At 64.3% G+C, this 22,386-nt stretch carries 19 protein-coding genes and 1 pseudogene; 9 read left to right on the top strand and 11 right to left on the bottom strand.

Going from position 1 to position 22,386, the window contains the following annotated elements; translation table 11 throughout:
* Positions 1-9: 9 nt before the first annotated feature.
* Positions 10-153, bottom strand: a complete 144-nt coding sequence (locus AB0Y14_RS05570; protein ID WP_436588205.1) for a hypothetical protein — start codon at positions 151-153, stop codon at positions 10-12.
* A 47-nt stretch (positions 154-200) separates the two neighbouring features.
* Here AB0Y14_RS05570 and AB0Y14_RS05565 point away from each other — a divergent pair, with 47 nt between their 5' ends.
* Positions 201-1,907 (top strand): long-chain-fatty-acid--CoA ligase, encoded by a 1,707-nt coding sequence (locus tag AB0Y14_RS05565; RefSeq protein ID WP_436588204.1) that lies wholly within the window; start codon positions 201-203, stop codon positions 1,905-1,907.
* A 98-nt stretch (positions 1,908-2,005) separates the two neighbouring features.
* Here AB0Y14_RS05565 and AB0Y14_RS05560 read toward each other — a convergent pair whose 3' ends face one another.
* From AB0Y14_RS05560 to AB0Y14_RS05550, 3 genes are all read right to left on the bottom strand, one after another.
* Positions 2,006-2,716: a methionine ABC transporter permease gene (locus tag AB0Y14_RS05560; RefSeq protein WP_436588203.1), complete on the bottom strand. Its 711-nt coding sequence runs from the start codon at positions 2,714-2,716 to the stop codon at positions 2,006-2,008.
* Entirely contained in the window at positions 2,716-3,774 is a 1,059-nt protein-coding gene (locus AB0Y14_RS05555; protein WP_436588202.1) for a methionine ABC transporter ATP-binding protein, read from the bottom strand. Before AB0Y14_RS05555 ends, AB0Y14_RS05560 begins: the two co-directional genes overlap by 1 nt.
* Positions 3,775-3,905: 131 nt before the next feature.
* Positions 3,906-4,802, bottom strand: coding sequence for a MetQ/NlpA family ABC transporter substrate-binding protein (locus AB0Y14_RS05550; RefSeq protein ID WP_436588201.1), 897 nt, complete (start codon positions 4,800-4,802; stop codon positions 3,906-3,908).
* A 427-nt stretch (positions 4,803-5,229) separates the two neighbouring features.
* On the opposite strand from AB0Y14_RS05550, the gene AB0Y14_RS05545 reads away from it, so the two are divergent.
* On the top strand, positions 5,230-6,651 hold the full coding sequence (locus AB0Y14_RS05545) for an RbtT/DalT/CsbX family MFS transporter (RefSeq protein WP_436588200.1): 1,422 nt from the start codon (positions 5,230-5,232) through the stop codon (positions 6,649-6,651).
* A gap of 129 nt (positions 6,652-6,780) precedes the next feature.
* Here the strand turns inward: AB0Y14_RS05545 and AB0Y14_RS05540 are convergent.
* Both AB0Y14_RS05540 and AB0Y14_RS05535 read right to left on the bottom strand, forming a co-directional pair.
* Positions 6,781-7,035 (bottom strand): annotated as a pseudogene (locus AB0Y14_RS05540) (SDR family oxidoreductase); the annotation flags it as partial.
* A complete protein-coding gene (locus AB0Y14_RS05535) occupies positions 7,036-7,983 on the bottom strand; it encodes a sugar-binding transcriptional regulator (protein WP_436588199.1) in 948 nt (315 codons plus the stop codon).
* 141 nt (positions 7,984-8,124) lie between these two features.
* Here AB0Y14_RS05535 and AB0Y14_RS05530 point away from each other — a divergent pair, with 141 nt between their 5' ends.
* The 4 genes from AB0Y14_RS05530 to xylB all read left to right on the top strand — a co-directional run bounded on the left by AB0Y14_RS05530 (position 8,125) and on the right by xylB (position 14,107).
* Entirely contained in the window at positions 8,125-9,219 is a 1,095-nt protein-coding gene (locus tag AB0Y14_RS05530) for a zinc-binding dehydrogenase (protein WP_436588198.1), read from the top strand.
* Positions 9,220-9,359: 140 nt separating this feature from the next.
* Entirely contained in the window at positions 9,360-11,051 is a 1,692-nt protein-coding gene (locus tag AB0Y14_RS05525; RefSeq protein WP_436588197.1) for a dihydroxyacetone kinase family protein, read from the top strand.
* Positions 11,052-11,121: 70 nt separating this feature from the next.
* Positions 11,122-12,627, top strand: a complete 1,506-nt coding sequence (locus AB0Y14_RS05520) for a mannitol dehydrogenase family protein (protein WP_436588196.1) — start codon at positions 11,122-11,124, stop codon at positions 12,625-12,627.
* A gap of 91 nt (positions 12,628-12,718) precedes the next feature.
* Complete coding sequence (gene xylB / locus AB0Y14_RS05515; RefSeq protein WP_436588195.1) at positions 12,719-14,107, top strand: xylulokinase; 1,389 nt, start codon at positions 12,719-12,721, stop codon at positions 14,105-14,107.
* Between the two features lie 7 nt (positions 14,108-14,114).
* Here xylB and AB0Y14_RS05510 read toward each other — a convergent pair whose 3' ends face one another.
* The 5 genes from AB0Y14_RS05510 to AB0Y14_RS05490 form a co-directional block, all read right to left on the bottom strand.
* Entirely contained in the window at positions 14,115-14,855 is a 741-nt protein-coding gene (locus AB0Y14_RS05510; RefSeq protein WP_436588194.1) for a GolD/DthD family dehydrogenase, read from the bottom strand.
* Complete coding sequence (locus AB0Y14_RS05505; protein WP_436588193.1) at positions 14,852-15,598, bottom strand: GolD/DthD family dehydrogenase; 747 nt, start codon at positions 15,596-15,598, stop codon at positions 14,852-14,854. The genes AB0Y14_RS05510 and AB0Y14_RS05505 overlap by 4 nt, the downstream gene beginning before the upstream one ends.
* Entirely contained in the window at positions 15,595-17,130 is a 1,536-nt protein-coding gene (locus AB0Y14_RS05500) for an FGGY-family carbohydrate kinase (protein ID WP_436588192.1), read from the bottom strand. Before AB0Y14_RS05500 ends, AB0Y14_RS05505 begins: the two co-directional genes overlap by 4 nt.
* Positions 17,131-17,187: 57 nt before the next feature.
* Complete coding sequence (locus tag AB0Y14_RS05495) at positions 17,188-17,901, bottom strand: hypothetical protein (RefSeq protein ID WP_436588191.1); 714 nt, start codon at positions 17,899-17,901, stop codon at positions 17,188-17,190.
* A 278-nt stretch (positions 17,902-18,179) separates the two neighbouring features.
* Positions 18,180-18,914: an HAD family hydrolase gene (locus AB0Y14_RS05490; RefSeq protein ID WP_436588190.1), complete on the bottom strand. Its 735-nt coding sequence runs from the start codon at positions 18,912-18,914 to the stop codon at positions 18,180-18,182.
* Between the two features lie 278 nt (positions 18,915-19,192).
* Between AB0Y14_RS05490 and AB0Y14_RS05485 the strand changes: the two genes are divergently transcribed.
* From AB0Y14_RS05485 to AB0Y14_RS05475, 3 genes are read left to right on the top strand one after another with little or no spacing between them, the layout of a single operon-like run.
* Positions 19,193-20,254 carry an ABC transporter substrate-binding protein gene (locus tag AB0Y14_RS05485; protein WP_436588189.1) on the top strand — a complete coding sequence of 354 codons (1,062 nt, stop codon included), beginning with the start codon at positions 19,193-19,195 and terminating at the stop codon, positions 20,252-20,254.
* A gap of 12 nt (positions 20,255-20,266) precedes the next feature.
* Positions 20,267-21,307: a FecCD family ABC transporter permease gene (locus AB0Y14_RS05480; RefSeq protein ID WP_436588188.1), complete on the top strand. Its 1,041-nt coding sequence runs from the start codon at positions 20,267-20,269 to the stop codon at positions 21,305-21,307.
* Complete coding sequence (locus AB0Y14_RS05475; protein ID WP_436588187.1) at positions 21,304-22,380, top strand: FecCD family ABC transporter permease; 1,077 nt, start codon at positions 21,304-21,306, stop codon at positions 22,378-22,380. Before AB0Y14_RS05480 ends, AB0Y14_RS05475 begins: the two co-directional genes overlap by 4 nt.
* The last annotated feature ends 6 nt before the right edge of the window (positions 22,381-22,386 follow it).

Here is a 22,386-nt window from a genome sequence, read left to right as displayed (position 1 = left end):
GAGCGGCGCTCAGGAGAAGATCGCGACGAGTCCGATGACGATCACCCCGACCAGCACGGCGATGCCGACGCCGATCAGCATCCTCTTGTTGATCTCTCTCAGTACCTCGCGAACTTCTTCTTCCGTCCATTGTGATTTGCGGCGTGCACTCATGATGGCCAGTATTCCAGGTCAGAAGGCGGCATGGCAGAATCTCGTACATGGCAGAACCTCAGGAGCAGGCCCACGAGCCCCAGACGATGCAGCGGCCGTGGCTGAAGAACTACAACTCGTGCACCTCCGCAACTCTCGATCTCCCGGAAACCTCTCTGGTCCACGTCCTGGAGAAATCCGTGAGGGAGGCCGGAAACCGTACGGCCCTGGAATTCTTCGGTGCGACCACGAGCTACACGAACCTCGGAGACCAGGTCTCACGCGTGGCCGAAGGGTTGCGGCTCATGGGAGTTCAGGCCGGTGACCGTGTCGCGCTGATCCTGCCCAATTGCCCGCAACACGTCGTCGCCTTCTACGCGACGCTGAGGTTGGGCGCCGTCGTCGTCGAGCACAACCCCCTGTACACGGAGGGCGAGCTCCGCCACCAATTCGAGGACCACGGGGCGAAGGTCGCGTTCGTCTGGGACAAGATCGCGGACAAGATCACGAATCAGCCCGATGACCTGCGCCCGCGCGAGATTGTTTCCGTCAACCTGATCGAGGCCATGCCCGGTCGCCTCCGGCTTGCTCTCAAACTGCCCCTCAAAAAATCCCGTGCGTCCCGCGGGAAGCTGTCGGGTTCGGCCCCGCGCACCACACCGTGGAAGACCTTCCTCAAGAACGATCCGATCGCAGAGGACCACCACCGGCCCACCGCCCACGACACGGCGCTTCTTCTTTACACATCCGGGACCTCTGGGGATCCCAAGGGGGTGATGCTGACCCACCGGAATCTGGAGTCCAATGCCCGCATGGGGGAGGAATGGATCAGCCCGGACGACGACGAGGTCATCTACGGTCTCCTGCCGCTCTTCCACGCCTACGGCATGACTCTCGGCCTGGGTATTGCCATCGCGGTGCGTGCCAAGCTCGTGCTGTTCCCGACCGTGGACCTGGACCTGGTGTTCGCCGCCCTGAAGAAGTCCAAGCCCACAATCCTCCCGGCCGTGCCCCCGGTGTACCAACGCATGCTGGACATGGCCAACGAGAAAGGGACAGACCTGTCCGGGATCCGCTACTCGGTCTCCGGGGCCATGAATCTGCCGCCCCAGCTCGTCGCGGACTGGGAAGCGAAGACGGGCGGATACCTGGTCGAAGGCTATGGCCTGACGGAGTGCGCACCGCTCGTGGCGTGCAACCCGCTCAACGACACCCGCCGGACCGGATCGATCGGTACCCCTTTCCCCTCGACCGAGATCCGCATCGTCGACCCGGAATCGCTCCAGGACGTCGCCCATGGGGAATCGGGGGAGCTGTGGGTCAAGGGCCCGCAGAGGTTCCGCGGCTACTGGAAAAACGAAGAATCCACCCGCTTGACCGTCACGGAGGACGGCTGGTTGCGGACCGGCGACGTCGTGACCATGGATGAGGACGGCTTCCTGTTCGTCGTCGACCGTCTCAAAGAAATCATCATCACTGGTGGGTTCAATGTGGCACCGAGCGAGGTCGAGACAGCCCTGAAGACTTTCGACACGGTCAAGGACGCCGCCGTGGTGGGCATCCCGGCCGACGGCGGAGGCGAAGAAGTCGTCGCGGCCGTCATCATGGCGCCCGGACACGCCCTCGACGTCGATGCGTTGCGTCAGCACTGCTACACCAAGGTGACCCGCTACAAGGTTCCCCGGCGCATCGTCGAGGTCGAGGACTTCCCGCGCTCGATGCTCGGCAAGACCCTGCGGCGGGAAGTCAGGCAGCTGGTCCTGGACAGGCTCTGATCCGGTGGCAGACGCCCGGAATGGAATGAGGCCCGCAGCACCTTCCTCGGGAAGTGCTGCGGGCCTCATTCTGTGGCGGAGGGCGTCCCCTGGTAGATCTATCGGCGCATGATCTTGCGGGCGAGCCAGTTGCCGAAGAGCTGCACGAACTGGACCATCACGATGATGATCAGCACGGACGCCATCGTGATGTCCCAGTTGAACCGCTGGTACCCCTTGGACAGGGCGTAGTCACCGAGTCCGCCGGCACCGATGTAACCGGCCATGGCGGACATGTCCACGACGCCGATCAGCAGGAACGTGTAGCCCAGCACGAGGGGGCCGAGAGCTTCCGGAAGAATCACCGAGTACATGATGCGCGTCTTGGATGCGCCCATGGCCCTGGCCGCCTCGATCACACCGGGGTCGATCGAGACGAGGTTCTGCTCGACGATGCGGGCCACCGCGAAGACGGCCGCGACGACCATGCCGAAGACCGCGGCCTTCATTTCGATGGTCGTCCCGATCGTGGCCAGCATGACCGGACCCAGCGCGACCAGCAGGATGATGAAGGGGATCGGGCGAACGAAATTGACCACGAGGTTCAGCACGAAATTCAACGGCCGATTCTGGAGAATGTTGCCGCGCCGGGTCGTGTACAGAAGCAGCCCGATCAGGAAGCCTCCGATGCCGGCGATGACCATCGTGATGGCGACCATCTGGATGGTCTCGAGCGTGGCCTGGACCAGGTCCGGGCGGACTTCCGCCCAGTCGGTCTTGGGCTTCGCCTCGAGCGTGGCCGCGATGAGGGAGTGGGAATTCAGCGTCATCAGGCGCGCACCTCCTGGACGTTGGTCACGAGTTTGAGCTGTTCGACGGCGGCGTCCACGGCGGAGATTTCGCCCAGCAGCTCGAGAGTGAGTTTGCCGTAGGTGCGGCCCTGAAGGGTTTCGAGCCCGCCTTCGACAATGTTGAAACGCACCTTGCGGTCACCGAGTTTCGACAGGACGTTGCCGAGATCGGTCTGGTCCGTGACCTCGACGCTGACGAGGTACCCCTTGTGCCGTTCGATCAGTTCCGCCGCCCGGTCGCCCGACGGTGTGGGTTTGACCGTGGTCGAGACGAAGCGGCGTGCCGGGGCGGTCTGCGGGTTCGAGAAGACGTCGTAGACGTTTCCCTCCTCCACGACCTTCCCGTTCTCCATGACTGCCACCCGATCGGCGATGGATGCGACCACGTCCATTTCGTGCGTGATCACGACGACCGTGATCCCGAGTTCGTCATTGACCTTCTTGAGCAGTCCCAGGACTTCCTCGGTGGTCTCCGGGTCCAAGGCGGACGTCGACTCGTCGGCGAGCAGGAGTGACGGCTCGTTCGCGAGCGAACGAGCGATGCCGACCCTCTGCTTCTGACCGCCCGAGAGCTGTTCGGAATAGCTTTTGGCCCGTGAACCCAACCCCACGAATTCCAGCAGTTCCTGGACCCGTTTCCTGCGCCGGGCAGCAGGCCACCCGGCGACCTTGAGCGGGAACTCGACATTGCCGGCGACCGTCTTGGAATTCATCAGATTGAACTGTTGGAAGATCATGCCGATGTTCGTTCGGGCCTTGCGCAACTCGGGTTCTGTGGCTCCCGAGATCGTGGTGTCCTCCACGGTCAGGGTCCCGGATGTTGTCGATTCCAGGCCGTTGATCAGGCGGACCAGGGTGGACTTCCCCGCCCCCGAATAGCCGATAATCGCGTAGATCTGTCCTCGTCCGATCCTGAGCGAGACGTCGTCCACGGCTCTGACGGGGGTCTTCCCGGTCCTGAACACTTTGGTGACGTGATCGAGGACCACCATGTCCGAGGAGTGCGCCTCGGACACGGGACTCGTGTGCTCGGTCATGTGCTTTCCTTGCTTGTCGGTGGTTTCGGCCTGCGTGGTTGCGGTGCCGTGAGCGCGTTCGACGCCGGTCGGCAGTGGCGCTGCCTGACCGGCGTCGAACGCGGAGGAGGAATCCTGGGACGAAGGGTCGACTACTTGTCCTTTTCCTTGTCCTTGTTCTCGTCCTCGAGCTTCTTCTGGACATCGCGCAGTTTCTGGACGTCGGTGTCGACGACCACGGCGGTGTTCTTGGACGACTTCTGCTGTGCGTCCTGAACGGGCTGGCTGCGGTAGATGTCGATGATCTTCTTGTACGTCTCGTTGTCCTCCTGGCCCTTCTGGGCGACGAACAGGTTGACGTACGGAAGAGCGGAATCCTGGGAAGCGTCGTCCTGGAACAGGGCATTCTTCGGGTCCAAGTTGGCGTCGTCGAGGAAGTCGTTGTTGACCACGGAGCCATCGACCGACGACATCGATGTGACGGTCTGGTTGGCCTCGACCGCGGTGACGTTGACCTTGGAATTGTCCTTGTCGATGTCGTTCTCGGTCGGCTGCAGGGTATCACTCTTGAGCTTCAGAAGGCCGGCCGACTTGAGAACGTTGATGGCACGGGCCTCGTTGACGGCGTCATTCGGAATGGCGATCTTGCCGCCTTCGGGGATTTCATCGACCGACTTGTGGTTCTTGGAGTAGAGACCCATCGGGAAGATCGCCGTGGGGCCGACGATCTGGAGGTCGTCGTCGTTGTCCACGTTGTAGTTCGCCAGGTAGGAGATGTGCTGGAACCAGTTGAGGTCCACCTGCCCCTGCGTCAGCTGGGGGTTGGCCTCGGTGTAGTTGTCCAGTTCCTTGTACTCGATGTCGATGTCCTGTTTGGCGGCTTCTTCCTTCAGGACCTTGTTGACCTCCATCTCCTTCGCGATGGCGATCTTCACGACCGTCTTTCCGTCTTTGGTCTCCGGGCCGCTGGGAGTGTCATTGCCGCCGCACGCGGCAAGCCCGAGGGCCAGGGGAACGATCGCCAGGAGGGCGCCAAGTTTTTTCTTCACGGCTATGAAACTCTCTGCTCGGTGCGATGATCTGCGGGGTGATTCGACGGGGGCACGACCGGTGGCCCGGAGGGCCCGCCTGTCAGCCCCAATTACATCACGCGTCGCCCCCAGTGCCACGAGTCGTGGGGATGTGTAGCGCCGCCTTACACTTCACGTCACAATAGGAAATATTTGGTTCAGGATGGAGCTGGCTCCCGGGATGATGCCCGAGGCGGCGTGTGAATTTTTCGTTGGGTCGACGCGTTGGGCGCCTCGGCGCCGTGAACATGTGTTCAGAACGGTTGTGCGATGCCGCGATTCGCGTTTAGGCTAACCGCATGCGTGTGGGACGTCTCACGTCGTTCGGTTCTTCGTGAATGACGGGTGACTCACCGCGGAGTTTGTCAACGGGGACGAGCGTCGAGCCCCCAAGAAGGAGCACCTTATGTCTTCCACTGCCGATTCTTCGGTACCTCTCAAGGTCGAGGGCCATTACCTCGACCGTATCGGCATACCTTCGGTCCTCAAATGGGGCTTCCTCGGAGTCCTTCTGTTCATGACCGGTTTGGGTGTCGAGTCGAACATCCTCACCCCTCACCTCGTCGAAGTCCTGCACAGCCCCGAGAGTGCAGTCGCGGGCATTATCGCGTCGTATTCACTGGCCGTGGCCGTGGGCAGTTACCTCTCGGGTGCGCTGTCCGACCTCATTGGACCCAAGAGGGTCATGCTCATCGGCTTCCTGGTCTGGGCTGTTTTCCAGGTCGGATTCATCTTGGCGATGGCCAGCGGGATTTTCTGGCTCGTTGCGGTCACCTATTTCCTGCGTGGGTTCGGGATGCCTCTCTTCACCTTCTCGTTCCTGGTGTGGGTGAACATCACGGCGCTCAAGTCCAAGGCGGGTACGGCGATCGGTTGGTTCTACGTCATGTTCACCGGTGGTCTGCCGACCCTTGGCTCGCTGGTGGCAATTGGCGCCATCCCCGCCTTCGGTGGGAGCACCGTCGGTGAGACCGGTGCGATCATCTTCTCGTGCCTCCTCAACGTCATCGGCTTCCTTCTGGTCTGGTTCGGTTGCCACGACTCGAAGGGCAAGCGTCGCATCGCCCCCGAGGGTGAAACCGCTTCCCAGGTGATCTTCTCGGGCCTGCGTCTGACCTTCACCAACTCCAAGGTTCTCCAGGGCTTCCTGGTCCGTCTGATCAACACCGCGCCGGAGTTCGGCATGTTCATCATCATGCCGGCGGTCATCAGCACGTCGCTGGGGTGGGGACAGTCCCGGTGGCTCGCGATGACGGTGTGCGTCTACGCGGGCAACATTCTGTTCAACGCGTTCTTCGGCAACCTGGGCGACCGGCTCGGTTGGGTCACGACGGTGCGCTGGTTCGGTGTGTTCGCATCGGCCGTCTCGCTGCTGGCCTGGTGGTATGTGCCCCATATGGTGCCCGCGGGATCGAACTGGGGTTACATCCTCTCCGTGATCGCCGGTATTTGCTACGGCATCTTCCTGGCCGGGTTCGTGCCCATGGGGGCGATCATGCCGGCGAACGCCCCCGAACACCGAGGTGCGGCCATGGCGATGTACACGACGGCTGCCGGTGGCGCGACGTTCCTCGGCACGGCCGTGGTTGCCGTGGTCCTCAATATCACGGGAGCCATGGGCATGAGCACTTTCGCCCAGAACTCGACCGTGATCTGGGCGTTCGTCGCCCTGTACGGCTGCGCGTTCATCATGGTCGGCCACCTGCGTACCGAGCAGGACGACCCGGAGCACCGCCGCAAGATCAAGGAAGCGGATACTCAGGCCCTTGCGATCCAGGAGGCCAATGAGAATCACGTGACCATTCAGGACTCGGCCAGCCGAGACTGACTGCTCGGGCCGCGCTTGAGCGGTCCCGGTGACGTTCGCCAACGACGCCCCCGCGCAACCTCTTCGGTTGTTGCGGGGGCGTCGTTGGTGTGCCCTCAGAACGTGCCCGGGTAGGCGTCCCCCATCGAGAAGAAGGTTCTGGCCCGTGAGGTACCCGGCGTCCGCAGAGCAGAGAAAGGCGCGGGCTGCTCCGCATTCCTCGGGGTTTCCGGACCGTCCTGCCGGGCTGGACCGGCGACGAACCCCGTGGGCCCTCCCCGTGATCCGTTGGACTGCCCTGGTTCGGGGGTGGGCGGGAGGCCCGGTCGGGCGACGTCGTCGTGACCCTGCCGCAGAACGTGCTGGATCGCATGCGGCCCGAATGGGGCCGAATACCGAGTCCACCTAGACCCGTAACGCCCGCAGAATGTGGGTTGCGGTCGCCTCGTCCGTGACCAGGCGGCGGAAAAACTTCATCGACGCCGCAGTGACAATCGACCAGCACTTTTCTTCGCCCACGGCCACGGCCGTGGAATAGGGGATCGTGGACAGATCTTCGGTCGGGATGCGCACAATGCGGTCCGAACCGGGAAACGTCAGCTCCCGCCCGTCGCGATTGAAGAAGTGCAGACAGACGTCTCCGATCGACTCGGGGAGGCTGTCCTTCGGAATCGCCGAGGACAGCGAGGTGCGTCCCGTGGTGGGGGACCCGATGCCGACGATGGCTCCCTTGGCGGAGCGCCACAGCCTGCGCACTTCCGCGAAAGACTCGTCCTTCTGCAGTGCCTGGTAGATGCTTTTCGAAGGAATCGCGCTCGCGAACAATGGGGTGTGGGTGCTCCCCGTGTTCTGGGAGAGCATCCGCACGATTTCATTGGTCTGGTGCCAGGCCTCCGGCTCGGACACGCCGCCCACCGACGGCACCAGCTTGACCCCGTCCATGCGGGAGAGCCTCATCTGCGCGATGCCGTAGAGGGCCATCCCGGAGGAGATCACGAGCGCGTCCCCCGAGGTCAGTCGCATCGCGTCCACGGCCCGCTGGACCGGGGGAAGCATTCCCTGCCCCATGGTCGACGGCTGCATGCCGCGGGCGAGGTACACCTCTTCCAGGTGCAGGGCCGAACGAAGCCTTTCGGCCAGGTCCGACCGGCCCTCCGCATCGGGATGGATGATGCGTATCTGGACCATCCCGCTGGTCCGTGCGTGGGTCAGCATGCGGCTGACGGTGGGGCGCGAGACCTTGAAGGCTTCCGCGATCGCGGATTGGCCCTTGCCCTCTTCGTAGTACATCCGCGCGACGGCGTAGAGGCGGTCGGCGTCGTAGAGGTCTTTGAGATTCTTCTTCTCGTCCATGGGTACTCGCTTGACGGGTTTCAGGTTTCGCTACATCGTAACGCCGATCACTCGCAGTGTGAACATTTGTGCTTGACATGTGTGCTGAGGTCTAAAACAATGTGTTGTGCGTGACATCGCGTGCGACACGAAGGAGTGACCATGAGCACCACCGCTCTACCGACCGAGATGCGAGCCATCGTCTGCAACAAGCCAGAGGACTACACCCTCGAGACGCGTCCGGTACCGCAACTCGGTTCCGACGACATGATCATCCAGGTGGAAGCCGTGGGTGTCTGCGCGTCGGACCTGAAGTGCTACCACGGGGCCGTCAAGTTCTGGGGTGACGAGAACCGACCCCAGTGGGCCAAGGAAGACACCATCCCCGGGCACGAGATCACCGGCACGATCGTCTCCGGTACGGACCAAGCGTTCAATTACCACGGTGTCCATGAGGGAGACCGCATCGTCATCGAGCAGATCGTTCCCTGTGAGGAATGCCGTTTCTGTCTCCGCGGCGAGTACTGGATGTGCGGCCCACATGACATGTTCGGATTCCGCAATTTCGACGGTGGCATGGCCGAGTACATGCTCGTTCCCAAGCGCGCGCGGGTGCACAAAATTTCTTCGGACGTGAAGCCCCAGCATGCAGCCTTTGCCGAGCCCCTGGCCTGCTCGCTGCACGCCGTCGAGCGGGCCAACATCAAGTTCGAGGACGTCGTCGTGATCGCCGGGGCCGGCCCCATCGGCCTGGGCGCAATCATGGGTACGCGGGAGAAGAACCCGCTCACGATCGTCGCCCTGGATATGGACGACGCCAAGCTCGATCTCGCCAAGAAGTGCGGCGCGGACATCACGATCAATATCGCCGAGGAAGACGCGATCGCCAAGATCAAGGAGATGACGGACGGCTACGGCGCCGACGTCTACATCGAGTGCACCGGTCACCCCTCCGCGGTCGGTCAGGGCCTCAACCTCCTGCGCAAGCTCGGAACCTACGTCGAGTACTCCGTCTTCGGCCAGGACGTCTCCGTCGACTGGTCCATCATTTCGGACGACAAGGAACTCAGCGTCCTCGGCGCGCACCTCGGGCCGTACACCTGGCCCAAGGCCATCAGCCTCATCGAGTCGGGCAAGCTGCCCCTCGACGAAGTGTGCACCCATCAGTTCCCGCTGGAGAAGTTCCAGGAGGCCCTGGACAGCGTTGCCGACTCGGCAGGCTCGTCCATCAAGGTCTCGATCTTCCCCCAGCAGTAACCGCCATCGGGTGCGACCCGGTTCACCACGGGCCGCACCCTTCGGCCACCCCTTGGGGCACGAACATCAGGCCCCTGCACCGGACGACCAGGTCGACGGCTCGCGCGCAGTTCGGCGACCACCAGGAGGAGACCGCTCCCATGACCAAGCTCTACAACGATCCCGCCGAATTCTCCGATGAGCAGCTCGAAGGGTTCGTCGACCTGTATTCGGACCGGTTGGCCCAAGTGCCCGGTGGCGTGATCTCGCTTCCGCCCAAGACCCCGCAGGTCGCCGTGATCGTCGGCGGCGGCTCGGGGCACTATCCGGCTTTCGCCGGTCTCGTCGGCCCGGGATTCGCCTCCGGTGCCGTGGTCGGCAATATCTTCACGTCACCCTCCGCCGCCCACGTCTACTCCGTGGCCAAGGCCGCAGACCAGGGCAAGGGTGTCGTGCTGACGTTCGGCAATTACGCCGGGGACAACATGAACTTCGGCATCGCCGCGAAGATGCTGCGTGCCGAGGGGATCGACACCCGCATCGTCGTCGTCAAGGACGACATCGCCTCCGACCCCCAATTCGACAACCGCCGCGGGATCGCCGGCGACTTCACCGTTTTCAAGGCGATGGGTGCGGCGGCCGCCGCGGGCAAGAGCCTCGACGACGTCGAACGCCTGGGCAACCTGGCCAACCGCCGTACCCGGACCCTCGGTGTCGCCTTCTCGGGGTGCACGATGCCGGGCGCGAAGACCCCTCTTTTCGAGGTCAAGACCGGCCAGATGGGCGTTGGGCTCGGGATTCATGGGGAGCCGGGGATCCGTGACGATGTCCGGCCCTCGGCGCAGGAGCTGGGCAGGCTCCTGGTTCGCACGGTCCTCAAGGACGCTCCGGAGGAACCCGGTGGTCGGATCGGCGTGATCGTCAACGGCCTGGGCACCACGAAGTACGAAGAGCTGTTCCTCCTCTACAGGACCATTGCACCCCTGCTGCGCGATGCCGGGTACGAGATCGTCCACCCCGAGGTCGGTGAGCTCGTGACCAGTCTGGACATGGGGGGAGTGTCCCTGACCGTGTTCTGGCTCGACGACGAGCTGGAGCCGTTGTGGACCGCGGATGCCTACGCCGCGGCCTACCGCAAGCAGGGTGCCCCGCTGGGAACCATCGACGAGACGTACGAAGGCAAAACGACTGCCGTGGACGAGGACTCCCTCGTGGAGGCCAGCGCCAGAGCGCTCGAGATTGCCCAGCGCGTCAGAACCGCGGCCTCGGCCGTGGCCGACCTGATGCACGAGCAGGAGGCGTACCTCGGGGAGATCGATGCCTACGCGGGAGACGGTGACCACGGGCGCGGCATGGTCCGGGGGAGCGATGCGGCCCTGAACGCCATCGAGGAGTCGCCGGAGAAGGCAGGTCCGGCGTCGCTCGTGAAGTCTGCGGGACGTTCCTGGGCCATGCAGGCCGGTGGCACGTCGGGTGTGCTGTGGGGAGCGTCGTTGGAGGCGGCGGCGAACACGATCGACGACGCCGCGGAGGACTTCGCGGACGCCGACCTCATTCGTGCCGTCAGGGCCTTCGCGGACTCCATGGTCACCCTCGGTGGTGCCTCGGTCGGTGACAAGACCCTTTTGGACGCGTTGCTTCCTTTTGCGGACAGCCTCGAGGCACACGGTGGTTCGTTGCACGAGGCATGGGCGGCCGCCGTCGCGGATGCCAAGGAGAGCGCGGAGAAGACCTCCGAACTCCGGCCGCAGAAGGGAAGGGCACGGCCCCTGGCGGAGAAGTCGGTTGGTCACCCGGACCCAGGAGCCATTTCGATGGCGATGATCTTGGAACTGCTCGGCAAATCCTTGTAATTCCATTCCGATTCATCGGAACGACGTCCAGCGGTCGGAACAGATCGCAGCCTACCGAAAGGCCGACATCATGGTCAGACTCAAGAATTCGACGCTCCAGGACATCGAACGGTCTGCGACGTCACGACTTCCCGAAGGCAGCACCTTGCGTGTTCCGTCGTACGACCGCAGCGAGCTCGACGTCGGCGTGGTCCACTTCGGGGTCGGTGGTTTCCACCGTGCTCACCAGGCGAGGTACTTGGACGAACTCTTGTCGCAGGGTGAGGCGAAGGACTTCGCGATCTGTGGCATGGGTGTTCTGCCCAATGACAAATTCATGCGTGACACCCTGGCCGAGCAGGACTACCTGTACACCCTGGTCGCCCGTTTCCCGGACGGACATGAGGACATCCGGGTCATCGGATCGATCGTTGACTACATCTGGGCCCCGGAAGACCCGGCCGGCGCGGTCGAGTACCTCGCCCAGGAGAACATCAAGATCGTGTCCCTGACCGTGACGGAGGGCGGATACAACTTCAACCAGGTCACGCACGAATACGATCTCGAGAATCCGCTGGTGGCCGCGGATCTGGCCGATCCGGAGCATCCGCGTACGGTCTTCGGGCTGGTCGCTCAGGCGCTGAAGGTGCGCCGCGAACGGGGCATCACCCCGTTCACCGTCCGGAGCTGTGACAACATCCAGGCCAACGGTGACATGGCCAAGCGTGTTTTCACGGCTCATGCCCGGGCCGTCGACCCGGAGCTGGCCTCCTGGATCGAGGAGAACGTCAGCTTCCCGAACTCTATGGTCGACCGGATCACCCCGGCGACCACGGACGAGGACAGGCAGTACGTCCGAGACGAGTTCGGATACGAGGACGGCTGGCCGGTCGTCACCGAAGACTTCATCCAGTGGGTCATGGAGGACGATTTCGTCAACGGTCGTCCGCCCTACGAAGACGTCGATGTCCAGATGGTCGACGACGTCGAGCCGTACGAAAAGCTCAAGCTCCGGATGCTGAATTCCTCGCACCAGGGCCTGTGCTATTTCGCCCACCTCGCGGGATACCACAAGGTGGACGAAGCCGTGTCGAACCCTCTGATCGCCGACTTCCTCATGGCCTACATGATGCGCGAGGCAAAACCGACACTCGATCCCGTGGAGGGAATCGACGTGGACGAATACGCCCGCACGCTCATCAGCCGGTTCACCAACAAGTACGTCAAGGACACCGTGCCCCGGCTCTGTGCCGAGTCCTCGGATCGCATACCGAAGTGGCTCATTCCGGTGGTGCAGGACAACTTGAGAAGTGGTGGCGAGGTGCGCATGGCGGCGGCCATCGTGGCCAGTTGGGCGCGCTACGCCGAAGGCATCGACGAGCAGGGCAACCCGATCACGATCGTGGACAATGCGGAGGAGAAGGTCCGAGCCGCCGCCCAGGCCCAGAAGGAGGACGAACTCGCGTTCCTGAGGGACAAGGACTTCTTCGGAGACTTGGTCGATCAGCCCCGGTTCACGGAGGCGTACGTCGCGGTCCTGCGGTCATTGCACGAGGTCGGCAGCCTCAAGACCCTGGAGAAGCTCCTGGCCGATTGATATAGCGTGGATGTGCGCGTCCCCGGCGGGTTCCATCGGTCTGCGCCGGGGGACTCGTGGTGCCAGTAAGAGTCGTGAAGGAGCGTTCGGCATGAGTACGTACGTCGTGGGTGTGGATTCCTCCACGCAATCTTGCAAAGCGGTGCTGGTCGACGCCGCCACCGGAGAGGTCGTCGAGGAACGCCGGGCCGCTCACCCCGCCGGGACGGAAGTGGACCCCAGGGAGTGGGTTGCCGCGCTCAGGACGGTGACCGAAGAACTTCTTCCCCGGGCTTCGGCGGTGGCGGTCGGCGGCCAGCAGCACGGCATGGTTCTCCTGGACGAGAACGACGACGTGATCCGCCCCGCCCTCCTGTGGAACGACACCCGATCGGCGCCCCAGGCGGAGGAGCTGATCGAATGGTTGGGCGGCCCCGCCGAGGCCGCACGCCGCATCGGTAGCGTCCCGGTGGCCTCCTACACCGCGACCAAGGTCCGGTGGGTACGGGAGAACGAGCCGCAGAACGCCGAAAGAATTCACCGGATCGCGTTGCCGCACGACTACCTGACCTGGACCCTCAACGCCTCCGGGGAACTCTGGACGGATCACGGAGAGGCATCGGGGACGGCGTACTACGATCCCGAGTCCAAACAGTGGTTGAGCGACGTCGTGGAATGGGCGGCCGGCCACGCGGTCGAGCTGCCCCGCCTGGCTTCGCCGAATCAGGCCGTGGGGCAGACCTCCACGGGTGCGCTGATCGCCCCGGGAACGGGGGACAACGCCGCTGCTGCGTTGGGTCTCGGTATGGGACCGGGCGACGTCAGCATGTCGATCGGGACCTCGGGAGTGGTCGCCGTGGTCAGCGACGTTCCGTCGCAGGACTCGACAGGATCCATCTCGGGGTTCGCCGATGCGTCCGGGCGGTACTTGCCGTTGGCGACCACGCTCAACGGGGCCCAGGTCTTCGACAAAGCCGCGGACCTGCTGGGCGTCTCCCACGAGGAGCTCTCGGATATGGCGCTGTCCGCCGAGCCCGGGTCCGGCGGTTCCGTGTTCGTCCCCTACTTCGCGGGCGAGCGGACCCCCAACCTCCCGGAGGCCAGGGGCCAGTTCTTGGACATCGGTGCCGACTTCTCACGGGAGACGATGGCCCGGGCGATGATCGAGGGGCTTGCTTGCTCCATGGCCGAGAGCCTGAGGAAGGTCGAGCAACAGACCGGGACCCGGGCTCAACGTGTCCTCCTGATCGGAGGGGGCGCCCAGTCACGGGCCTTCCAACAGATATTGTCCGGTGTGATCGGGGGCCCAGTGCTCCTGCCCGAAACTCGGGAATTCGTGGCCCTCGGAGCGGCTCGGCAAGCCGCGTGGGCGTTGTCCGGCGCGAGCGAGCCTCCTCGCTGGGAGGCCGCGGACACCGAGGAGGTCACGTCCGACCCGACGCCGTGGCTCCTCGATCGATACGTCGAATACCGCGACCGGATCTACCCGGAGACGGCCTGAGAGGCGGTCAGACGTTGCTGTAGCCGCCGTCGATCAGCAGGTCCGCCCCGTTGATCATTCCGGCTTCGGGGGATACGACGTATCCGACCATGGCCGCGACCTCTTCCGGATCCGCGAAGCGCCCTGCGGGAATCTTGCTTCTGGCTTCGTCGCCCTTTGCGCCGGACCAGGCCATTGCGCCCATGTCGGTTGCGACGATGGTGGGGGAGACGGTGTTGACGGTGATCCCGTGCGGCCCCCATTCGGCGGCCAGAACCCTGGTCAGTCCCGCTACCGCGGCCTTCGACGCACAATACGTCGCGTGGTCCTCGAGCCCGACGGCGCCCGCCTGGGAACCCAGGTTCACGATGCGGCCGTACCCGACCCCCAACATGGCCCGTGCGGCTTCACGCGCCATGAAGAATGTGCCGCCGAGGTTCACATCCATGACGGCGCGCCAGTCCTCGGAAGGAACCTCCGCAGCCGGACCGACCCTGGAGATCCCCGCGGAGTTCACCAGAATCTGGGGCGTTCCTCGCTCGGCGACCACCCGATCCATGACATGGCGAGCGGCGTTCGGGTCCGACAGGTCGGCACGCACGGCCACATGGTCGTTCCCGGGAAGGTCGGCCACGGAGTCCTCGACCTGCTGCGAGGACCCGACGCCGACGACGCACGCGCCGCGCGAGGCCAGGTGACGCGCAATGGCGAGGCCTATGCCGCGTCCCGCCCCCGTGACGATCGCGGTCGAGCCGTCAAGGCTGTTCATACGCTCGTGTAGCCGCCGTCGATGACCATATTGGTGCCCGTGACCATGGCAGCCTCGTCAGACACCAAGTACCCGACCATGGCCGCGACCTCCTCGGGCTGGGCGAAGCGGCCGGCGGGAATCTGCCGCTTGGCCGCCTCTCCCTTTTCCCCAGCCCATGCTTTCTTGCCGAGGGGAGTTTCGACGATGGTCGGCGAGACCGCGTTGACCGTGACTCCCTTCGGGGCCCACTCGAGGGAGAGGACCCTGGTCAGGCCGACAATGCCGGCCTTGGAAGCGCAGTATGCGGCATGCTGGTCCAACCCGACCACCGCGCCCTGGGACGCGAGGTTGACGATGCGGCCGTACCCGGCGTCCGTCATGAGCCGTCCGATGGCCTGGGCCATGTAGAAGGAGCCGCTGAGGTTGATGTCGATGGTCTTCTTCCAGTCCCCGGCGCTGAGTTCGGTGGCCGGATCAAGGAAGACCACCCCGGCGGAATTGACGAGAATCTGCGGTGTCCCCAGGCTCGAGGCGACGTCGTCGGCCACCTTGCCGGCTTCTGCCGGATCGGACAGGTCTGCACGAATGCCGTGGTGACCGCTTCCCGGCAAAGAGTCGAGGGCTTCCTCGAGTGCTGGTGAGACGTCGACTCCGGCGATCCGTGCGCCCTTTGCGGCCAGGTGTTCGGCGATGGCCGCGCCGATACCGCTTGCCGCGCCCGTGACGACGGCGATCCTGTCAGCGAACGGTTGCTCACTCATGCTTGCTCCTCGGTCGTGGTGTTGGGGGAAGTGATGTGCTCCGGCTGGTCGGGCGTGTGGCCGGTTCTCTCGGCGACCCCCGCCATGTGGTGCTGGATTTCTGCGGTTGCCTCGTACAGGCTCCGGTAGTCCTCGTACAGCGCGTCGTACACAGGGGTCTCGCGGGGCTCGATGGTCTTTTCGACGGGGTTCCATTCATCCAGGTCGTCGACGACACCGAGGGCCTCCGCGATCATGAACGCATCCCCGTAGGCCGCGCCCACGGAGTAGCGGTGGATGTGCTGTGGCCGGCCGGTGACGTCGGAAACGATCTGCGGCCACAGGTCCGAACCGACACCGCCGCCCGCGGCGGTGATCGAGTGGATGGAAGCGCCTGCCCTCTCCATGACCTCGATGTTGTGCCGAACGGCGAAGGCGGTTGCCTCCAGGAGAGACCTGTAGAGGTGTCCCCGGCCGTGCTCGAGGGTGAGTCCGATCATCACGCCGCGCGCATCCGGGTCCTGGATCGGTGTCCGCTCTCCGGCGAAGTAGGGCAGGGTCAGCAGGCCGTCCGACCCGGGGGCGACCTGTTCGGCCGCTTCGATGAGGGCCGTGTATTCGCGCACCCCGGAGATTTCCCGGAACCACTGGGTCAGCGCGCCGGAGGTGGCGAGCCCGCCGGCGAGATTGCGGGTGCCTCGGCGGGTTCCGGTGGTTCCCCACATCGAGGCGTGCCGCAACCTGTCCCCGGAGTTCGCGATGAGGAACAGCGTGGTCCCGTACATCAGGAACAACTCGCCGATCTCGGTCGCTCCCACGGATTCCTGTTCGGCCCAGGCGTCGATGCTTCCGAAGATCACCGGTATGCCGGCCTCGAGCTCCGGCAGGTCGGAGAGTTCCTGCGTCCGGGCGCAGACCTCGTTGCTCCAGCCGAGGCGCGGCAGTTCGGTGCCGTGAGCGAGGCGCTCCGCCATGTCGGTGTCCCACTCCTGGGTCTGGGGATCGTACAAAGGAGTGCACTGGCTCGCCGAATGACGATCCAGAACGTATTCACCGGTGAGATGCTGGATGATCCAGCTCGAGGGCATATAGAAGCGGACGCCCCTCGCGAATGCTTCCGGATACCTCTTGGCGAACCACAGCAATTTGGGCCCGCCCGCCTGGGACGTGAGCTGCGAATCGTACCGCTTGAGGAGTTCCAGCTGCCCCAGCTCCGCGGCGAGCTCCTCGATCTCGGTCCGGGCCCGGTAATCCACGCCGTAGAGTGCAGCAGGTGCGATGGGTCGGCCTTCGCTCGCGACGCCGATGCAGGGCCCCATCCCGGAAACTCCGATGCCCCCGATCCGCACGGAATTGCTGCGCACCAGGTCGCCGTAGAGTTCCTGAAATTCTTTCCACCAGATGGTCATGTCCATCTGGACGACACCGTGAGCGAGACGCTCGACCTCGTGTTCCCGGGTTCGGGAGTCGAGGACCGAACCGTCGTGGCTCACCAAGACCGCTTTGGTGCTGGAAGTGCCGACATCGAGACCGAAGAATGCGCTGGTTGCCATGGGAACCATATTGGTACAGATCACAGCTCGGGGCCATACAGGGTGGCCTGAGAGTCCTCAGCCGTGTCCCTGGATCCAGTCCGAATCGTAGAGATCCCCGGTCGATCCGCCCCGCTTCTGCCTGTCGCGCTCGGCATAGTCCGTGCGGCGCAGGATCGCATCGTCGTCGTCGGGAGTGCTCCACAGGCCGAGGGCGACGAGGCCGGCGGCGAGGCTCGCCATGAGAAGGAACAAGAACCCCAACTCGGTCCACATCACGACGTGATTCCGCACGAGGACGTCGTTGGATCCGTGCATCCAGTGGGGAACCATGTACCCGATCACGAAGAAAACGATGCTGAGCGCAACCAAGCCCGCGGGGAGCCAGAACCATCGTGTGCCGCGACGGGCTTGTTGCCGACCTTCGCGATCCCGAAAGGCCGGGGCCAGCCGCCAGCGGACCGATATCAGCCCGGCGGACCCCACCAACAGGGGCAGGGCCCCGAGAACGGCCCACCGGGGGTGCGCGGCCGCCGCGAGGCCGAAGACCACCAGGATCCCCAGCATGCAACTCGCGAAGGAAAGTCCGCCGACCATACGGCGATAGGCGCTCGCGCGTGGGCGAATGGTGTGGGGCGCGGTCGAGCCATTGTGCATGCTCGCGGCAGGTCCACGGGAACCAGAGGTCTCGTGGTCCGCGCCAGGACCATCGGGGCCGTTGACCCTGATCCCGTAGGCGGGTGGCTCCTCGTCGCCGGCATGCATTCCGCCGGCGCCTCTGGTGCTGCTCATTCCGTGCCTCCCCTCAGGCCCCGTGGCACCTCGTGCTCGGGCTCGACTGCTTCTTCCATGGTAGGCGCCCCGAGCGCCGCGTGGAACGGCCTGTGGATACGTCGGAGATCAGCAATTTTCAGGATAGGTTCAGGCCCAATGCACCGAACTGTCAGCTCCGTTGGATAACCTGACTAGGCAACACCCGGTGATGCGAGGAAGTGCGAGCCCCGCAACGCCGGGTGTTGCCTTGCGTCGTGCACCCACCATGTCCCGACGCTGCCCGAAGAGCGGAGCCTCTAGGATCCGGTCCCGAGCCAGGCGCGGACCATCTGGCGGAATTCGGGGTCCTCGAAGCTCGAGACCGCGAAGTGGGCCGGAGGTGCGGATTCGACATCCTCCGCGAGCACCGTGACTCTCGTCCCGGCTGCCACGGCCGCCGCGGCACCCGGCGCGGAGTCCTCGAAGGTCAGTGCCCGGTCGCACGCGCCTCCCAGGTTGTCGACAGCCTGGATGTACATGTCCGGCTCGGGCTTTCCCTGGGCGACGTCGTCGCAGGAAACCCAGGTCCCGAGATACTTCTTGAATCCTGTGGTCTCCAACTTGGCGTCGAGGATCATTCGCGTCGAATTCGACGCGACGCCGACCGGCAGGGCCTCTGAGAACTCGCGGACCAGGTCCATGGCGCCGGGGATGAGGTCGACGCCTCGCTCGATGCGTTGAACGTCCAGGTCGGAGAGCATCGACAGGATTTCCTGACCGCGCCCCTCGATCTCCGCTTTCGGGGCGTTCTTGGGCAGCTCCTCGGCCGCCAGGGCTTCGGCGATGGTCGCGGCCGGAAGGGCGGTCAGCCGGTCGGCGAGATGCTCGGGGCTCGCCAGACCCAGGTCATGGCTCACGCGGGCGATAGTGGTGACCCACGATTTCTCCGTGTCCATGAGGACGCCGTCGCAGTCGAAGACCACCGCGGTGGGAGCCCAGTCAGAGGGGAAAACGGAAGAGCCCAGCGGTGTGGAGCGTCGAGAGAAAGTCATGAAGCCATCATTTCAGATGATTTCCTCACCGCGAGCCTCGTGGCCGTGCTCGGGATTCCCCGCGTACCTGCGGCGAGGACGGGGCCGTCACGACTGATGGCATGGATTCACTCACAAATGACTGTCCTAATTCGGGCGGGGCCATAGTATGATGAGGCTTGCCTTATGTTGGGGGCGAGTTCGCACCCGACGGTCACGAACACCCGCACCCCAGGGGGACAGGCGATCGATTCCCCCGATCTGCCGCAGCCCCACCTTTTTAGGAGATACATCACATTATGGTTTCCATTTCCCGTGGCACCTTCTTGAAAGCAGCCGCCGCGTCCGCCGCGGCGCTCGCCCTGGCCGGATGCTCGACGGGCTCCAATGACGGAAAGGATTCGTCCGCGGCCGGCGGCAGCTCGTCGGCAGATCCCGATGCGTTCCCCGTGACCCTTGAATCCCAGTTCGGCGAGACGAAGATCGACTCCGAGCCGAAGAAGGTCGTTGGTCTCGGCTGGATCAACGCAGAGATCGCGCTCTCGCTGGGCGTCATTCCCATCGGTTCCGGGTACGTCGGGTGGGGCGAGAACAAGAACCATTCGACCGACTGGTTCGATGACAAGGTCAAGGAGCTCGGCGGCGATCAGCCGACCCGGTTCTCGGAGACCGATGGGACCAATTTCGAGGAGATTGCCAAGCTCTCCCCGGACCTGATCCTCGCAGCGGTCGGCAGCATGGACCAGGAAACCTTCGACAAGCTCAAGGAGATCGCTCCCGTCGTGGTCTACTCCAAGGACCACAAGGACGGCTGGGCGGTTCCGTGGCAGGACTCGACCAGGACCATCGGCAAGGCCCTCGGCCGCTCGTCCACAGCCGATGACGTCGTTAAGAAGGTCGAGTCCAAGTTGAGCGAGGCCGGCGAAAAGCACAGTCAGATCAAGGACGCCACGTTCGTCGCTTCGAACCTGTCCGTCTCCGAGGCCCAGCCGACCATCTCCGTGTACACCCAGGGTGACGGGCGGGTGAACTTCCTCGAGAGCCTCGGCATGAAGAACTCGGAGGCCGCCGAGTCCGTCAAGGCCGACACCTTTTACGGAACGTGGTCCAACGAACGCGCCTCCGAGCTGACCTCCGACATGATCTACTCCTGGGTCGAGTCCAAGGACGACGTCGAGAAGATCAAGTCCAACGACGTCCTCAAGCAGATCCCCGCGATCGCGAAGGACGCGGCAGTTCTGGACTACGACCAGAAGAACGGGCTCGGCATGGGAAATACCCCCTTGGGTATCGAATGGTTGGTGGACAACACCGACTTCATCGACAAGATTGCCGACGCCGTGTCGAACGGCAAGAAGTAGTTCCGAGGGTTGATGTCCGTAGCCGTCGAATCCGTTCGGCAGAGTACGCCGGTCAGGCGCCGGTCCCGGAGGGGATTGGTCCTGGTCGGCGTGCTTGCACTCTTCGTCGTCGCCGTAATCGGGTCCCTGCTCATCGGGTCCAAACCGGTCGACCCGGTCACCGCTGGACGCGCCCTCTTGCACCCGGATGCAGGTTCCTCCGAATCCGTCCTCATGGCCAACCGCCTGAGCCGCACGGTCATCGGAATCGTGATCGGCGCGGTGCTCGCCGCCGCCGGTGCGGCGATGCAGGGTGTCACCAGGAACCCCCTCGGTGATCCGGCGATTCTCGGTATCAATTCCGGTGCGACCTGCTTGGTCGTGGTCGGTATCGCGACCGTCGGCGCCTCCGGCGCCGGAACCTACGCGGTGTGGGCGGTCATCGGTGCCGCCCTCGCAGCCGTTCTGGTGTACTCGATCGCAAGCATCGGGCGATCAGGGGCGACGCCGGTCAAGCTCGCCCTGGTCGGGGCCGCATTCAGCGCGGGAGCGATGTCCATCACCAACGCCATGATCCTGCAGGGCCAGGACACTCTCGACGAGTTCCGCCACTGGCAGATCGGTTCGCTGTCCCGTTCGACCTACGGGGACCTCGTGTCCGTTCTGCCACTGGTTGTCATCGGCGTCGTGCTGACGGTGGGTCTCGCTTCCTCGATCAACAACTTCGCCCTGGGCGACGATATGGCTCAGTCCCTCGGAGAAAAGGTTGCCCTCAAGAGATTCGTGATCTTCGTGGGCATCACCCTCCTTTGCGGAGCGGCCGTCGCTCTGGCCGGACCGATCGCATTCCTCGGCCTCATGATTCCTCATGCTCTGCGTGCCGTCCTCGGGCCCGACTACCGGTGGATCATGCCGCTCAGTCTTGGGGCCGGCCCCGTGATCCTGCTGTGGGCCGACGTGGTCGGGCGTGTGCTCCTGCCTCCCACGGAGATCGAGGTCGGCGTGACCATGGCGATCGTCGGCGTCCCGATCTTCATCTACCTCATCCGTACCCGGAAGGCGGTGAACTTGTGAGCACCGCAACCGATCAGCGACCGGATGCCCCGGCGGCAGAAGCCGTCCGACGCGAGGTCGGATTCCTGCGTCGGCGGAGGAGCGTTCGTCCGGTGGCCATTGTCGTCGCCCTCGCCATCGGGCTGGTGGGGGTCTTCGCGATCCGCGTTCTTCTCGGAACCTACACGGTCGCGATCCCCGACTTCTTCTCGATTCTTGCCGGTCACTCCATTCCTGGGGCGGCCGGCGCGAAATTCAGCGTCTTGCAGGACAAACTGCCTCACGCCGTCCTCGGAACTCTGGCGGGCTTGGCCTTCGGTTGCTCCGGCGCGGTCTTCCAGCTCCTCCTCCGCAACCCGCTCGCTAGCCCGGACATCATTGGGATCAACACCTCGGCGAGCCTCGGGGCCGTGGTGGCCGTCTCGATGTTCGGCGCTGCCGGAACGGGCATGGCGGCAGGCGGCCTCATCGGAGCCGTCGCATGTGTTGCGGTGATCTTCGGGCTTTCGGTGCAGCGGGAGAGCATGGTCGGAAACAGGTTCATCCTGATCGGTCTGGGAATTTCCGTTCTGGCCGTCGCCCTGACCAATTATCTGTTGTCCCGAGTCAACATCTACAAGGCCGCCGACGCCGCGATCTGGTTGACCGGGTCCCTCGGATCATCCTCCTGGCAACGGATCTCCGTCCTCGGTCTCGTCCTGGTGATCGTGCTGCCGCTGATCGCGCTGTTTTCCAGGAACCTCCATGCGCTCGAAGTGGGGGACGAGATGGCGTCGGGCTTGGGCGTCCCTGTGGCGAGCACCCGGTGGCTCTACGTCGTCCTGGCCGTCCTGCTCGTGGCCTTCGCCGTCGCCATGACGGGTCCCATCACTTTCGTCGCTTTCGTGTCCGGTCCGATCGCCCGGAAATGCGTTGGCGGCAAGCATTCCCTCACCGCGTCCGCGCTGATTGGCGCGATCATCGTGGTGCTCGCAGACTTCGTGGCCGCCAACTTGATTCCGGGCGGTCGACTCCCCGTCGGCGTCGTGACAGGCATCGTGGGTGCGCCCATCCTGCTCTGGCTTGTCGCCGCAGCCCAGAAAGAGAGGTCTTGATCCCAT

This window comes from Rothia sp. HC945 (genome assembly GCF_051370785.1).
Lineage (GTDB): Bacteria > Actinomycetota > Actinomycetes > Actinomycetales > Micrococcaceae > Rothia.
Note: the sequence above shows the minus strand (reverse complement) of the source record. Positions and strands in the feature narration are given on the sequence as shown.

Bases quoted from the DNA above. Each gene is read 5' to 3' on its own strand.
- AB0Y14_RS05570 (WP_436588205.1), bottom strand. From the start codon at position 153: ATGAGTGCACGCCGCAAATCACAATGGACGGAAGAAGAAGTTCGCGAG.
- AB0Y14_RS05565 (WP_436588204.1), top strand. From the start codon at position 201: ATGGCAGAACCTCAGGAGCAGGCCCACGAGCCCCAGACGATGCAGCGG.
- AB0Y14_RS05560 (WP_436588203.1), bottom strand. From the start codon at position 2,716: ATGACGCTGAATTCCCACTCCCTCATCGCGGCCACGCTCGAGGCGAAG.
- AB0Y14_RS05555 (WP_436588202.1), bottom strand. From the start codon at position 3,774: ATGACCGAGCACACGAGTCCCGTGTCCGAGGCGCACTCCTCGGACATG.
- AB0Y14_RS05545 (WP_436588200.1), top strand. From the start codon at position 5,230: ATGTCTTCCACTGCCGATTCTTCGGTACCTCTCAAGGTCGAGGGCCAT.
- AB0Y14_RS05535 (WP_436588199.1), bottom strand. From the start codon at position 7,983: ATGGACGAGAAGAAGAATCTCAAAGACCTCTACGACGCCGACCGCCTC.
- AB0Y14_RS05530 (WP_436588198.1), top strand. From the start codon at position 8,125: ATGAGCACCACCGCTCTACCGACCGAGATGCGAGCCATCGTCTGCAAC.
- AB0Y14_RS05525 (WP_436588197.1), top strand. From the start codon at position 9,360: ATGACCAAGCTCTACAACGATCCCGCCGAATTCTCCGATGAGCAGCTC.
- AB0Y14_RS05520 (WP_436588196.1), top strand. From the start codon at position 11,122: ATGGTCAGACTCAAGAATTCGACGCTCCAGGACATCGAACGGTCTGCG.
- xylB (WP_436588195.1), top strand. From the start codon at position 12,719: ATGAGTACGTACGTCGTGGGTGTGGATTCCTCCACGCAATCTTGCAAA.
- AB0Y14_RS05510 (WP_436588194.1), bottom strand. From the start codon at position 14,855: ATGAACAGCCTTGACGGCTCGACCGCGATCGTCACGGGGGCGGGACGC.
- AB0Y14_RS05505 (WP_436588193.1), bottom strand. From the start codon at position 15,598: ATGAGTGAGCAACCGTTCGCTGACAGGATCGCCGTCGTCACGGGCGCG.
- AB0Y14_RS05500 (WP_436588192.1), bottom strand. From the start codon at position 17,130: ATGGCAACCAGCGCATTCTTCGGTCTCGATGTCGGCACTTCCAGCACC.
- AB0Y14_RS05495 (WP_436588191.1), bottom strand. From the start codon at position 17,901: ATGAGCAGCACCAGAGGCGCCGGCGGAATGCATGCCGGCGACGAGGAG.
- AB0Y14_RS05490 (WP_436588190.1), bottom strand. From the start codon at position 18,914: ATGACTTTCTCTCGACGCTCCACACCGCTGGGCTCTTCCGTTTTCCCC.
- AB0Y14_RS05485 (WP_436588189.1), top strand. From the start codon at position 19,193: ATGGTTTCCATTTCCCGTGGCACCTTCTTGAAAGCAGCCGCCGCGTCC.
- AB0Y14_RS05480 (WP_436588188.1), top strand. From the start codon at position 20,267: ATGTCCGTAGCCGTCGAATCCGTTCGGCAGAGTACGCCGGTCAGGCGC.